Source organism: Candidatus Xianfuyuplasma coldseepsis (assembly GCF_014023125.1).
Classification (GTDB): domain Bacteria; phylum Bacillota_I; class Bacilli_A; order Izemoplasmatales; family Izemoplasmataceae; genus Xianfuyuplasma; species Xianfuyuplasma coldseepsis.
Window position 1 is genome coordinate 1,876,791 of record NZ_CP048914.1, and the last position, 14,438, is coordinate 1,891,228.

Below are 14,438 nucleotides of genomic sequence, written 5' to 3' on the forward strand. Positions count from 1 at the left end.
AAGTTGAACATCATTGTTCAACTTTTTTGATTTTAACAAGTACATCTTTATAATTTTTGGTCACAACTGTACAAGTAACGATTTGATTATGCAGCGTTGTATTACGCGGTGTTTTCACATAAATATAGGTATCACTATGGCCATATGTATATTGATCATCTGATGTCTCAAACAAGACACTAAGCTCTTCTTGTTGGGCGATATAATTCGTAGCAAGTTCTTCGTTTAATTGTAACAGTTCATTAACGCGAATCGATTTGACAACACCGTTAATCTGATTGGACAACAACGCAGCTTTTGTACCATTTCGTTTCGAATATGGGAATACATGTAGTTCCGAAAACGCCATCGTTTTAATACACTCTTTCATCTCTAAAAAATGGTCATCGGTTTCACCAGGAAATCCCACAATTACATCCGTAGTAATCGCTATATTCGGTATTTTTTGTCGAATTTCTTGAATTCGCTGTTGAAATTGTGCTGTGGTATACTTTCGTCGCATGGCTTGTAAAATAGCATCACTACCAGATTGAAGGGGAATGTGTAGATGGTTCGCAAACTGCTTCGAACGAGCAATCAATGAAATAATATCGTCGGTTAACTCATTGATTTCAATCGACGAAATTCGCAGTCGATTTAGACCCTCGATGTGTATCAAATCCTGTAGCAATTGGTATAAACTATAGTTCTCTAAATCCGTTCCATACCCGCCTGTGTGAATCCCAGTTAATACGATTTCTTGATACCCATTTCGAACCAAATCGGCTGCTTCTTGAAGGACGCTTTTTGGGTCACGTGACCGTACAGGACCACGGGCAAAGGGAATAATGCAATAACTGCAAAAGTTGTTGCATCCGTCTTGTATTTTGAGAAACGCTCGTGTATTTTCCGTGAAATGTGTAACATGTGTTTCATCAAATACGCGATATCTTGATACATCGGTAACCTCTTCAATTTGCTGGCGCTTTCGACGATATTCTTCGACCAACATCACCAATCGTTCTCGCTGTTTGGTACCAATGATAATATCCACTCCATCAATTGCCCGAATGGTATCGGGATCGATCTGGGCATAGCAACCCATAACCGCAATAATTGCCTCGGGATTCTTTTTGATTAGTTGTCGGATGACTTTTCGACTTTTCGCATCGCCTTGATTGGTAACGGTGCAAGTGTTAATCACATACACATCCGCATATTCTGATGGTTTTACTCGAGTATACCCCGCTTGCTCAAATAAGGTCCAAACACTCTCTGTCTCATACGTATTGACTTTACAACCTAATGTGTGAAATGCGATATTCATTAAAACGACCCCATTTCATACAAGTAGGAGATAACACTCAAGAGATAGCTTGAGGCTGTTTCACTTCGTAATATTCGATGACCCAGGCTCACAAAATGAGCATTAGGTTGGTGCTTTAAGATAGCAATATCTTTAGGACCTAATCCACCCTCAGGTCCAATTACTAACAATATGGATTGGTATGGTTTCGCCAATGTCTGTGGTAAGGTCTGGTGTTCTTCAACATCTTCATAAGCCACAATTATAACATCATAGTTCTTGAATGGTATATCACGAAGGTCATGGATTGGCAATACCTGTGCTTTTTCGGATCGATGCGATTGCTCGCTGGCTTCTTTAGCAATTGTATTCCACCGTTTGAGTTTCTGTGATTCTTTCGCCGGTTCTATTTTCACAATGGATCGCGTCATGATCGTAGGAAATATGTGACGTACACCGAGTTCTGTACTCTTTTGAATCATATATTCAAGACGTTCGCGTCGAATGAGTCCTTGCGCGATATCAACGTCAATACTGGATTCGGATGAGGTTAATAATGCATTTGGTATACAGCGAACACTATGATCGGTAAAATCCGTAATAACACTATCGTAACATTGTCCCTTTGAATCACATAAGATGATATTTGAACCCGTTGAAAAACGGATCACATGCTTTATGTGATGATAGTTTTCCACAAGCTCTATGACTTGATGGGGAATTATTTCTTTGTCGATAAAATACCGTTGCATAAAATCACCATATCCATTATATCACAACAAAAAAGTTTCAGTTTCCTGAAACTTAATTTTTGATAAATCGTTTAAATTTGTCAAACAATGAATCGTTGGTTAAATCGGTTTTCGATAGTTGCTCAAATAATTGTGTTTGTTTGCGATTCAATTTGGTTGGTGTTACGACATTGATTAGTACATGTTCATCACCATTTCGTTTCGTTCGTACATTTGGAATCCCTTTTCCCCGAAGTCGGAATGTGGTTTCCGATTGTGTTCCCGCGGGAATTTTCAGTTTGACATTACCGTGGGGTGTTGGGACTTTAATCGTATCTCCTAAGGCTGCTTGTGAAATGGTAATCGGAACCTTGATTACGATATCGTCCCCATGGCGTTCAAACAGTTCGTGTGGTTTCACATCAAACAAGATGTACAAATCACCACTTGGACCTCCATTAACACCTTTATTTCCATATCCTTCCAAACGGATTTGTTGTCCCGTATCAATACCTGCTGGGATCGATACTTCAATGTCCTTATTATGCGTTTCGATACCTTCACCATGACAAGTCGCACAAGGTTTGGTGATTTCTTTTCCTGTTCCATTACATTCAGGACAGGTGGTTTGGGTACGCGTCCGACCAAAAATCGATTGCTGCTCAACAATGACACTACCGCGACCATTACAACGACTACATGTTTTGACATCGTTTTTCGAATGAGCACCGGTACCATGACAGGTATGACATTCTTCATGAACTGTTACGCGTAATTTCTTTTTCGCACCAAACACGGCTTCTTCAAAAGAAATGCTCATCCGGCGTTGAATATCTTGACCTTTGCGGCGACGGTTACCACCTCGAGAAGTACCACCGCCACCACCAAAGAAACTACTGAAAATATCATTGATATCAAAGTCAAACCCACCAAAGCCAGACGTGTTGAAACCGGCACCATTATTGGCCTGGTGTCCAAATCGATCATATTGTGCTCGTTTCTGGGAGTCACTTAAAACTTCATAGGCTTCTTGTACCTCTTTGAATTTGGCTTCGGCATTGTCTTCTGTAGAAACATCGGGATGATACTTTTTTGCAAGGGTACGATATGCTCGTTTTATCGCGGCATCATCCGCATTTTTGTCAATGCCAAGAACGTCATAATAATCTCGTTTTTCACTCATGTTGTCTTCACCTCAAATCATGATAAGAAGCAGATATAATCTGCTTCTATCAGCCTATTTAGTCGACTTCTTCAAAATCAGCATCGACAACATTGTCATCGGACGAATCATCAGTTGCATCGTCTGCTTGCGCTTGTTGTTGTGCTTGTTGTGCTTGTTGATAAGCTTTTGAAGCTAAACTTTGAGCGGTTTGATTTAATGCATCTTTTTTCGCTTTAATATCGTCAATATCCGTGCCTTTTAACGCTTCTTCCAACTCTTTGATTTGAGCTTCTGCTTGTTCTTTTTCACTAGCTTCAACTGCATCTCCTAAGTCGGTGATTGCTTTGTTGGTTGCAAAGATTAATTGATCCGCTTCGTTGCGTACTTCGGCTTCTTCTTTTAACGCTTTGTCTGCTTCGGCATTTTCTTCGGCTTCTTTCACCATTCGTTCAATATCTTCTTCACTTAATCCCGTGTCGTTTTGAATGGTAATCGATTGAGATTTTCCAGTACCTAAGTCTTTTGCGTTAACATGGACGATTCCGTTGGCATCAATATCAAAGGAGACTTCAATTTGTGGTACGCCACGTGGTGCTGGTGGAATATCGGTTAATTGGAAACGACCTAACGTTTTGTTTTGGTTGGCCATTGGTCGTTCTCCTTGAAGAACATGAATATCAACTGCAGGTTGGTTATCTGCTGCGGTACTGAATACTTGTGATTTTGATGTTGGGATGGTTGTATTACGTTCGATTAATTTGGTAAATACACCACCAAGGGTTTCAATTCCAAGTGATAACGGGGTAACGTCTAACAACAATACATCCTTTACATCTCCACTTAGGACACCGGCTTGGATGGCAGCACCCATTGCAACAACTTCGTCAGGGTTAACGCCTTTATTCGGTTCTTTTCCAAGCTCTTTACGAATCGCATCTTGTACGGCAGGAATCCGTGTTGATCCACCAACAAGTAAGACTTGATGGATATCATTTTTCGTCATTCCAGCATCTTTTAATGCCCGGCGAACAGGTCCCATTGTTTTTTCCACTAGGTCGTGGGTTAGTTCGTTGAATTTCGCACGAGATAAGGTTTGTTCTAAGTGGACAGGTCCACTTGGTCCAACGCTAATGAATGGTAAGCTAATATGTGCAGATGTAATTCCACTTAAATCCTTTTTCGCTTTTTCTGCAGCATCTTTTAGACGTTGCATGGCCATTTTATCAACGCTTAAATCAACGCTTGTTTCGCGTTTGAATTCCGCAACGAGGAAATCCATGATTTTTTTATCAAAATCATCACCACCGAGGCGGTTATCTCCAGCTGTTGAGACGACTTCAAAGGTTCCTTCTGCAAGATCCAAGATGGAGACGTCAAATGTTCCTCCACCAAGGTCGTAGACCAAGATGGTTTGATGTTTATCGGTTTTATCAATTCCATATGCTAATGCTGCGGCGGTTGGTTCATTGATGATTCGTTTTACTTCAAGACCGGCAATTTTACCAGCATCTTTGGTTGCTTGACGTTCTGCATCGTTGAAATATGCAGGTACGGTAATAACTGCTTCCGTTACCTTATGACCTAAATAATCCTCTGCCGTTTTTTTCAGATTTTGTAAGATCATGGCACTGATTTCTTGTGGTGTGTATGTCTTGCTATTTACGTTTACTTTTTCCGTTGTACCCATTTTTCGTTTAATCGATGATACCGTATCTGGGTTGGTAATCATTTGCCGTTTCGCAACTTCACCAACTTGAATTTCACCATCTTTAAACGCAACCACAGACGGTGTTGTACGAGCACCTTCCGCATTGGCGATTACTTTTGCCTCGTTTCCTTCCATGATGGCAACACATGAGTTTGTGGTACCTAAGTCAATTCCTATCATTTTTCCCATTGTCGTTCACTCCTTTATTATTCGCTTATTTTAACCATTGCAGGACGGATTACACGGTCTTTAAACATGTATCCTTTTTGCAATACTTCAATGACTTTATTCGGTTCGATGTCGTCTACTTTTTCGGTCATTACCGCTTGATGAAAATTGGGGTCGTAGTCTTCATCCAATGCATCAATTTCACTGACACCGACGGTTTCCAAATTCTTTTTGATTTCTTTTAAGATCATTTCAAATCCTTGAACAAAACTCTTTGTCCTGTCATCATCAGGTGCATGACTAAGTGCTAGTTCAAAATGATCCAACGGGCTAATAAATGCTTTGGCAACATTCATTGCAGCATATTTACGTTCTGTGACACGCTCTTTTTCCAAACGTTTTTTGGTGTTGATTAAATCCGCTTGCTCTTTCAAATAATCATTTCGTACTTGATCGAGTTCGGTCGTTAACGCCGCAATTTGCTCGCTTAACTCTTCTTCGATACTGCGTTTTTCTTCTTGCTCCACAGTTTCTTCTGGTTGTTCAACCTCTGTTTCGTGTTTTTTTCTACTCATTGGTTACTCCTTGTATAATTTTGACATGTGAGATGCTAGATACTTGACGAGAGGAATAACTTTTTGATATTCCATTCGCGTTGGTCCAACGATTGCAATCGTTCCAGAATCGTTTTCACTTAACTGATACGGTACCGTGATTACGGTACAGTCACGCATCGCACGAACTTGATTTTCTTTACCAATACGGACAGACAATCCTTGATGTTCGGTATTTTCAACCAATTTAAAAATGTCATTTTGTTCAAAGAATGTTAACAACTCGCGAACCCGCTGGACATCATTAAATTCCGGTTGATACAATATTTTGTTTTTTCCGGATAGGTAATATTTGCTCTGGGTAAACTTCGTAAATGCTTCTAAGAATGTGTCAATAATCGTTTGATTATAGGACATGATGTCCTTAATCCGCTCCGTATTAATTTCATAATGAAGTTTCTCACTCACTTGATTAATCGGGCAATCAAAGAGAATTTCATTAAAAATCTCAATAACGCGTTTCATATCATCTAGCGAAGTATTCTGCGGGATGGTGATTTGTTTGCTTTCGACATGTCCAAAGTTGGTTACAATCAATAAAACACAGGTTTGTTCGTAGAGGGGAATCATCTCAATCTTTTTGACTTTTTGGCCATAGGCATTTGTTCCTAATGCGATTGTGGTATAGTTGGTTAATTGACTCAACAAATTCATTGCTTGTTTGATTGCTTCATCACGTTTGATGGCATGATTCTCAAACAATTCATCAATCACATTAAAACTACTATCATAACTAGCATCATCTTTGAGGATGATTTCTATATAATAATGATAGCCTTTGTCACTTGGTACACGACCACTTGAGGTATGGGTCTTTTCAATATAGCCTAAATCTTCTAAATCCGCCATTTCATTGCGAATGGTAGCGGGTGAAAACTCCAGTATTTTCGACAGGGTTCGTGAACCAATTGGTTCCGCTGTCTTTATATACTCTTCAATGATTAATTTCAAGACCATTTCTTGCCGTTCAGTGAGCATATCTTCACCTCCGTTAGCACTCTAACATATTGATTGCTAACAGTATTATACAACACCATTTTAGCAGTGTCAAGTATTGAGTGCTAAAAACCAAAAAAAAGACCATTTCTGGTCTTATATTAGATGTTGAAGATACGGATTTTCATGTTTTTCCGTCAGGATTGTTGTGAAGTGTCCGTGTCCGGGATATACCACCGTATTGTCTTTGCAGATTGATACCAGCTTGCGCAAACTTTTGTCCATGTCACTCTTTGATGCCGTCGGTAGATCGGTACGTCCGATTGTTCCTTTAAATAAGGTATCACCACTAAAGACATAGCGCTTATATAGGTAACTGACTCCACCGCGCGTATGTCCCGGTGTATGCAGGACTTTAATCTGTGTGCGACCCAGTGGCAGTGTTCCACCGTCAGTTACGGTCTCGATATACCGTTTTAACTTGAACTGAATCGGTTTTGAAATCGTACTTGATAAGTTGAGATTTGGATCAAATAAGAAATCTCGTTCTAGTTCGTGAATGTACACTGGACAATCATACAATCCATGAACCTCATTAATCGAATACATATGATCAAAATGTCCATGAGTCAATAAAATACCACGCACGTGTAGTTCTTTTTCCGTAATATAGGACGATATTTCCTCAACGGGTGCACCAGGATCAATAATATAACAATCTTTTTGTTCATTGATGATATACGTATTTTCGGTAAAGTAATTGATGATTGCCTTAACCACGGATCTTCACCAATCCTGCTGCGCCATATATACCCGCATCATTACCGAGTTGTGCTGTGACAATCACAGTATCATTCGTCGGTTGAAACACGAGACGATGAAATTCATTTGTTACCTTTTCGATTAAAAACTCTCCCGCTTTCGAGACACCACCACCAATGACAATAACAGACGGATCGGTCGTCACACTGAGCACATGGCATGCATATCCGATGTAATAAGCTGCTTCATCGACGACACTAATGGCTAGTTTGTCACCCGCTTTTGCTGCATCGAATATTGCCTTTGAGTCGACATAATCGTTATCATATAAAGTAGAATGACCGGTAAAATCTTCATTTAATCGGTGATAGATATTCCGAATTCCCGTCGCACTTGCTACGGTTTCCAAACATCCTTTTTTACCACAATTACATGCGATAGGTTGTTCTTGCGGGATGGTTAAGTGACCTAATTCACCCGCACTACCATTATGACCTTCTAATAATCGACCATCGACGACTATACCGCTACCGACCCCGGTACCTAGCGTGAGCATTGCAACATTCTTTCGCCCCTTGGCAGCACCTAAAAATGCTTCTCCTAATGCGGCAACATTGGCATCGTTACCAACTACGATATGATCGTTTTTCAGTTCATCTCGTAAGCGATCTTGAAGATCAACATTCTTCCAACCCAAATTGACGCACATCTGGACATAGTTCTTTAACACAGGTCCAGGAACGCCAAATCCGTATCCCTCAATCTGCGACAAATCCGGTGTGTGCATCTTGATGGAATCAACGATGTCTCCAAAGATACTCTCGCCGTTATTACTACTGTTGGTTGGTATCTCCCATTTTTTCTCTAACTGTAACTGTCGGTTGAACAAGCCAAATTTAATCGATGTTCCCCCGATATCAATACCATATACATATGGTTTCATATGGATCCCTCCAATTGAAAAAAACTTCCATAAATACAGAAGTTTTCTTTATTTTTTCTCTTTGTGCAATGTACTTTTCCCACATTTGGGGCAATATTTGTTTGTCTCTAAACGTTCTGGATGAGTTTTTTTATTTTTATCCATACGATAATTTTCGCTATTACATACGGTACAACGCAAGGTAAACCCTGTTCTCATGATAATACCTCCTCTTTGAAAAGTCTTTTATAATATATCACTTATTTCGCGAAAAATCAACACATTAATATATTTTTTTTCCGGTTTAAGGTATAATGATTGTGGTGATAAAAATGAGTAATCGACGACAAACAAAAACCGTCTATGTTCGTGACATACCCATCGGTGGTGGACATCCGATTGTGATTCAAACAATGACGACAACCAAAACAAAGAATGTTGAGGAAACCGTACGCCAAATCAATACACTAGCAACTGCTGGAGCGAAGATTGTTCGCTTGGCTATTTTTAATAAAGCGGATGCGATGGCGATTAAAGAGATAAAGCAGCAGGTTACCGTTCCTTTGGTCGCAGACATTCACTTTAGTTATCAGTATGCATTAATGTGCATTGAAAATGGCATTGATAAGATTCGGATCAACCCGGGAAATATCGGCAGCGATGAGAATGTGAAAAAGGTTGTGGATGCTTGTAAGGCACGAAACATTCCGATTCGAATCGGTGTCAATGGTGGTAGTTTAGAGAAAAATATTAAAGCCGAATATGGCGTCTCACCCGAAGGCATGCTGGCCAGTGCTAAATATCACGTGGAGTTGCTTGAGAAATTTGATTTTCATGATATCATTATCTCTCTTAAATCAAGTCACGTCGATATTGCTGTCGAAGCCTATCGTTTAGCCAGTGAAGCGTTTGATTATCCCTTGCACCTCGGTATTACCGAGGCTGGTACAAAGTTCGGGGGTACAATTAAAAGCGCTGTAGGGCTTGGGATTCTACTGTATGAAGGCATCGGTGATACAATTCGTGTTAGTTTAAGTACCGATCCCATTGAGGAAGTCAAGGTTGCCAAAGAATTGCTTAGTGTTCTTGGGCTATATAAGAAACCACGATTAATCAGTTGTCCGACCTGTGGCCGACTCCAATATAATATGTTTCCTCTGGTTGACAAAGTGGAACAATATTTAGAAACAAAGGATTATGATATAACCGTTGCTGTTATGGGGTGTGCCGTCAACGGCCCCGGAGAGGCCAGTGCTGCTGATATCGGGATTGCCGGTGGTAAGAATGAAGGCTTGATTTTTGTGGATGGCACCATCAAACGAAAAGTCAAAGCCGAAGAGATGTACGATGAACTGATTAAGGAAATTGAACGTAAAGTACAAAAAGAGAGCTAATTTTTAGCTCTCTTCTATTAATTCTACGTCATATACAGCCAAGAACGTAATCCGCATTTCCATGCTGTATTCACCTGTGGTATCGGTGTAATCCACTTGATTGACAATAAAGAGTTGTTCGCTGTTGTATAGTTTGTCAATAAAGTCGGTTACGATGGTTGTGTCATCGGTTTGGAACTGAACTTCTACTTGAACGAATAAATACTCTTCCTCGTAGTCTTGGAAGGTCGGAACGTTCCCGAGATTCACAGTCGTTGAGACGTTGATTGAACGACCAAACTCATCGGATTTGTTAACACCTAGTTCTTCAAGCATGGATGCAGTCTTATACTTCAGTCCGATTTCGGAATAGACATTGGGAATAATGTCATACAGTTCATACAAGTGACTTGTCTGAACGTTTTTATTTTCTTGTACTAAGATTTCCAATGCATCGATTTGAAGTGCTAAGTTGGCATTGTCACGGCGAAGATTCTCGATGTTGGTATTCATCGTTCCAACTATTAATACACGAAGTAACAGAACACCGATCAGAATCGCTGCTAACGATCCGTAAAAGATGTAATCACTGAGGCGTCTATTCAACATCGTAATTCACCTCAATCGTGTAGGTACCGATATTGAGTAAACTGTCACCAAGTGGTGGAGCTGTTTTAAACGTGCTATCAGCGACCCAAGGAATGTTTAATATTTGGTTATTAATGGAACTAAAGCGGAACTCATCGATGTGACCAATTTTGACAACAAGTTCATCGTTTAAAGCATCATAGGAGACACTTTGTAATCGACCGTTATTATCATCCACTATTAGTTGAATCGTATCGATATTGTTGTTTAAATCCACACGTAATTTGGAAATCGTCTCGATGTCGTTTTCAAAGTTAATGGCATCAATATCAATTTCATACCCATAAAATTCTTCTTGAGTCAACAAGTACGCATGTTTTGCGTCATTGTTTTCACTCGTAAGCTCTTCCAATAAGAAGGTCCCATCACGATAGGGTTGATAAATCAAGAAGAAGCCAAGAATGATGGCAAACAATAATGCCGCAACAACATTGACATTAAATTGCCGAGCCCGTCTTATCTCTGGTAACAGATCAACATAAATAAATTCTCCATACCCCGATGCATCTTTGGAGTATACATGTCGTTTCGCCATTTAGAACAACCCCTTTGTTTCCGGTAAACTGGCCGCAAGTGGGATATAGCATTCACGATCGATTAAAGTATCGACAATTTTACTAATCGTCTTCATGTCAAATACAATTGTTTGAACAATTGCTCCTTCTTCGTAGAAGTATTGTTGAATCTCATCGTTTGTGAATTTACTTGACATATTAAACAAAACAATTTTACTAATGGATGCATCACCAGCATTTAAATTGTACTTGTAATAATTGGATATTTTAGACATTTCTTGATCGAGAACTTCTAAATACCGTTCCCCCTCTAATTGCGATACATTTAAGTTTTGAACGAGTGAGAAAATTGGAATCTCTTGGTCAAAAATATAAATCGAGTAGGTGTCATCGAAAATTGCGAGAAACATGATATCTTTCTCAAATTGAATTTCAGAATCTTCGTATTTACGATAATAAAACAAACGATGCAATGAAAGTGGTGGAATATCCGTCCGAACCACTTGCATATTCATCTCGTAGAATAGATTGACATAAGACTTTAGCTCGTGTTTTGGTGCATAAAACATAATGACATCGTAGGAATCTTCGGTTTTTCGATGAATCACATAGTCCATTTTCATATCATCAAACGGAATCATAATCGTTTTCCCGATTTGTGATTCAATATAATTCCCAATTTCATTTGGTTTATAGATGATGGGCACCTCAATGGTACGGAAAGTAAACAATTCCTCATGGACGATTAAATTGACGCGACGCGCTTTAATTTTAAACAGTTTAAATGTATCCTTGATGACTTTTAGAAGCGCTTCTTCACGATAAATAATCCCGTTTTCAATTGTCCCAGGGGGCAATTTAACACTGGAATACTTAAGTTTCTTCATATTATAGCCATCCGGTTTCTCAATGAAGTTAAATTCATTGTCAGTAAAGAAACAGTTTACGGATAATCGTGCCATAATCTTCCCTCCTTTTATACAAGTATATTCAGAATCCATTCGTTAACATATGGTCCCACGAAGTACGCGGTTATGGAACCAAGTGCAATAAATGGAACAAATGGTATGTAGTGATTTTTGGGACGCAGGATTGCGAAGTACAACAAACCATACACTCCCGCTAGTAACACACTGATAAATATCGTATTAAATCCGAGAACCAAACCAATCAATCCATAGAGTTTGATGTCACCACCGCCAAGGGCTTCTTTTTGGAAACGTATCTTTCCGTAAATCGACATCAGAAACATGAAGCCAAAGCCTATGACCGCTCCAATAATTCCTTCGTACCATACAATGACCGGGCTCGCAATTCTAAGACCAAGTAACAGTGGTAGAAAGACAAGTAAAACGACATCGGGAACGACCTGGTAATACAAATCGGAGACCGATACGATTACTAGTAATGAAATAAACACTATTACTAATATATATTCTATCATATTTTCATGTAAAAATACAAATGAAATTGCGAATAAGAATCCCGTTATAAATTCCATAATTGGATATTTGACCGAAATATGCGATTTACAATTTTTACATCGACCCCTTAAAAATATATAGCCGATGATGGGAATTAATTCGAGGACTCCAAGTTGGTGTCCACAATCAGGACATTTACTTCGTCCTAAAAGCGATATTTTTTCCGGAACGCGAATCCCAACAACATTAAAAAACGATCCCATAAATAATCCCATTATAAATATATAACCTGTCCATAAATAGAGTTCTAATGTCATTGTAATCACCGTTATCATTTTACATTATTTTACCAATAATTGGAATAAAAAAAAGAGCTAAGCTCTTTTTTTAGTTATCGTCTTCTGTTACGTAAGTTGTAGATGAGTCAGCGTTAACTGGGTCGGTTGAAGTAACCCATTCGAAATCGCCTTGATTTACTGCAACAGCTTCAAGTGTAATTGTCCATCCACCACTACCATTACCAGTTGCAATGGTTAAGTCATCTGTACCAGTATCATCAACATCGTATTTTGTTTTGTCAAACCCATCAAGATACGTTGCCAATTCAGTCATAGTAAGCTCCTGAGTTGATGTACATGTTACAGTTGGTTGTGCACAGTAGTTTGCAGCTGCATTACGTACTGCTACAGCATCTTGATACACAGCTTGGCGTTGTGCAGTTTCTAAGAATGATCCTACAGCAGGAACAGCGAATGCACTAATAATACCAATTACTACGATTACGATTAATAACTCAATTAATGTTACACCTTTATTATTCATCATTTTTCCTCCTAATTCGCTTTTTTTCTATATCCAAATACTTCTGTATTCACTATAGCATTAATAATGGTCAATGTCAATATTGTATCAAATATTAATTCCGTATTTAAGATTTATTTAAGATTCATATATTTTTATTATTACATTGCAGTTGAGTATGAAAGGCTTGGTAACATTATTGCAAGCAACATTACAACAACCAAACTAAAGATTACTAACATCATTACGGGTTCCAGTAATTTTCGAACGCGGTCGATTTTCACAACACTGTCTTCATCGTAGAAGGTGGATAAGCTTGCCAACATTCGACCCAAATCACCGGTTTGTTCCCCTACACTAATCATTCGGGTGAATACGACTTCCACCGCATAATGGTTCTCAAATGCTTGCGACATGTATTCCCCTTCATTGACATTTTTTTGGGCTTGAATAATCAAATCGCGATATATACGATTGCTTACTACTTCATAGGTTGTTGCCAAACACTCTTGTAATGGTACTTTACTATTTAATAATTGCGATAATGTAGCCGCTATCCGCGATAAATTATTCAATTTTGTAACACTACCCAATATGGGAAATTTGATGGACATATAGGATAAGAAACGCTGAAATTTTGTGGATCGTTTCTTCAGGACGATAAACGCTATCACAAATAGGATCATCCCCAAAACAAGTAAAATTCCGTTTTTCTCGAGAAAATTCCCAACCTTGATGAATAGTGCCGTTACCGCCGGCATGTCACCACCTAACGTCGCAAACATACTTTCAAATTGAGGCATTACCACGGTAAATATGAAGATACCAACAGCAAACGCAATTACCAAGTAGATAATTGGCATCATCATCGTTTGTCGGATCGAGTTCTTGATCCGATATTGGGTTTCAAAATACCGTACGACGTCTTCAAGAGCGCTTTTCAAATTCCCAGTCTGTTCTCCAACACGAATCATCGATACCAAGATATCGGGAAAATCTGCAGGATATTCTTTATACGCATCCGCCAAAGATGTCCCACTATTCACTTCAAAATAGATCCCGTAAAAAATCCGACGAATCAGTTTATTCGTTTGTTGTGTTGCTAAGATTTCACTTGCTTCATTTAGTTTGACACCTGCTTTTAACAATGAATGCAGTTGTCGCAAGTAAAAAATCAGGTCTCGTTCTTTTAGAACTTTACCAAAACTAATCCGAGACATTTGTCCCATGATGCTTTTTTTGGTATAAATTTCAATCGGTTTGAGACCTTGTTCTTGAAGGAATTTACTGACCATAGCTTTGTTTGGAGCTTCAGTAATTCCCTTTACGACTTTGCCATCTCGTAATCGTCGTGCGCGATATCGATAATCGAATATTTGCATCGAA

The 14,438-nt window shown here is 39.1% G+C and carries 16 protein-coding genes; 1 reads left to right on the forward strand and 15 read right to left on the reverse strand.

What is annotated here, in order from left to right; translation table 11 throughout:
- Positions 1-10: 10 nt before the first annotated feature.
- The 9 genes from mtaB to rpmG all read right to left on the reverse strand — a co-directional run bounded on the left by mtaB (position 11) and on the right by rpmG (position 8,510).
- On the reverse strand, positions 11-1,306 hold the full coding sequence (gene mtaB, locus G4Z02_RS09200; RefSeq protein WP_258877726.1) for a tRNA (N(6)-L-threonylcarbamoyladenosine(37)-C(2))-methylthiotransferase MtaB: 1,296 nt from the start codon (positions 1,304-1,306) through the stop codon (positions 11-13).
- Complete coding sequence (locus G4Z02_RS09205; protein ID WP_258877727.1) at positions 1,306-2,037, reverse strand: RsmE family RNA methyltransferase; 732 nt, start codon at positions 2,035-2,037, stop codon at positions 1,306-1,308. The genes mtaB and G4Z02_RS09205 overlap by 1 nt, the downstream gene beginning before the upstream one ends.
- 52 nt (positions 2,038-2,089) lie before the next feature.
- Positions 2,090-3,199 carry a molecular chaperone DnaJ gene (dnaJ, locus tag G4Z02_RS09210; RefSeq protein WP_258877728.1) on the reverse strand — a complete coding sequence of 370 codons (1,110 nt, stop codon included), beginning with the start codon at positions 3,197-3,199 and terminating at the stop codon, positions 2,090-2,092.
- 58 nt (positions 3,200-3,257) lie between these two features.
- A complete protein-coding gene (gene dnaK, locus G4Z02_RS09215; protein ID WP_258877730.1) occupies positions 3,258-5,078 on the reverse strand; it encodes a molecular chaperone DnaK in 1,821 nt (606 codons plus the stop codon).
- A 17-nt stretch (positions 5,079-5,095) separates the two neighbouring features.
- A complete protein-coding gene (gene grpE, locus G4Z02_RS09220; protein ID WP_258877731.1) occupies positions 5,096-5,632 on the reverse strand; it encodes a nucleotide exchange factor GrpE in 537 nt (178 codons plus the stop codon).
- A gap of 3 nt (positions 5,633-5,635) precedes the next feature.
- The gene (gene hrcA, locus G4Z02_RS09225) at positions 5,636-6,649 is read right to left on the reverse strand and encodes a heat-inducible transcriptional repressor HrcA (RefSeq protein ID WP_258877732.1); all 1,014 of its coding nucleotides are present in this window, start codon (positions 6,647-6,649) and stop codon (positions 5,636-5,638) included.
- A 114-nt stretch (positions 6,650-6,763) separates the two neighbouring features.
- On the reverse strand, positions 6,764-7,387 hold the full coding sequence (locus G4Z02_RS09230; RefSeq protein ID WP_258877733.1) for an MBL fold metallo-hydrolase: 624 nt from the start codon (positions 7,385-7,387) through the stop codon (positions 6,764-6,766).
- Entirely contained in the window at positions 7,380-8,312 is a 933-nt protein-coding gene (locus G4Z02_RS09235) for an ROK family glucokinase (RefSeq protein WP_258877734.1), read from the reverse strand. Before G4Z02_RS09235 ends, G4Z02_RS09230 begins: the two co-directional genes overlap by 8 nt.
- 48 nt (positions 8,313-8,360) lie before the next feature.
- On the reverse strand, positions 8,361-8,510 hold the full coding sequence (gene rpmG / locus G4Z02_RS09240; protein ID WP_258877735.1) for a 50S ribosomal protein L33: 150 nt from the start codon (positions 8,508-8,510) through the stop codon (positions 8,361-8,363).
- A 113-nt stretch (positions 8,511-8,623) separates the two neighbouring features.
- Here rpmG and ispG point away from each other — a divergent pair, with 113 nt between their 5' ends.
- Positions 8,624-9,685, forward strand: coding sequence for a flavodoxin-dependent (E)-4-hydroxy-3-methylbut-2-enyl-diphosphate synthase (gene ispG, locus G4Z02_RS09245; RefSeq protein ID WP_258877736.1), 1,062 nt, complete (start codon positions 8,624-8,626; stop codon positions 9,683-9,685).
- A 3-nt stretch (positions 9,686-9,688) separates the two neighbouring features.
- Here the strand turns inward: ispG and G4Z02_RS09250 are convergent, their stop codons facing one another.
- The 6 genes from G4Z02_RS09250 to G4Z02_RS09275 all read right to left on the reverse strand — a co-directional run bounded on the left by G4Z02_RS09250 (position 9,689) and on the right by G4Z02_RS09275 (position 14,434).
- A complete protein-coding gene (locus tag G4Z02_RS09250; protein ID WP_258877737.1) occupies positions 9,689-10,273 on the reverse strand; it encodes a hypothetical protein in 585 nt (194 codons plus the stop codon).
- Positions 10,263-10,847: a hypothetical protein gene (locus G4Z02_RS09255; RefSeq protein ID WP_258877738.1), complete on the reverse strand. Its 585-nt coding sequence runs from the start codon at positions 10,845-10,847 to the stop codon at positions 10,263-10,265. Before G4Z02_RS09255 ends, G4Z02_RS09250 begins: the two co-directional genes overlap by 11 nt.
- Positions 10,848-11,789, reverse strand: a complete 942-nt coding sequence (pilM, locus tag G4Z02_RS09260) for a type IV pilus biogenesis protein PilM (RefSeq protein ID WP_258877739.1) — start codon at positions 11,787-11,789, stop codon at positions 10,848-10,850.
- A gap of 14 nt (positions 11,790-11,803) precedes the next feature.
- On the reverse strand, positions 11,804-12,568 hold the full coding sequence (locus G4Z02_RS09265) for a prepilin peptidase (RefSeq protein WP_258877740.1): 765 nt from the start codon (positions 12,566-12,568) through the stop codon (positions 11,804-11,806).
- Positions 12,569-12,638: 70 nt separating this feature from the next.
- The gene (locus G4Z02_RS09270; protein ID WP_258877741.1) at positions 12,639-13,076 is read right to left on the reverse strand and encodes a prepilin-type N-terminal cleavage/methylation domain-containing protein; all 438 of its coding nucleotides are present in this window, start codon (positions 13,074-13,076) and stop codon (positions 12,639-12,641) included.
- Positions 13,077-13,213: 137 nt separating this feature from the next.
- Positions 13,214-14,434: a type II secretion system F family protein gene (locus G4Z02_RS09275; protein ID WP_258877742.1), complete on the reverse strand. Its 1,221-nt coding sequence runs from the start codon at positions 14,432-14,434 to the stop codon at positions 13,214-13,216.
- Positions 14,435-14,438 lie beyond the last annotated feature (4 nt).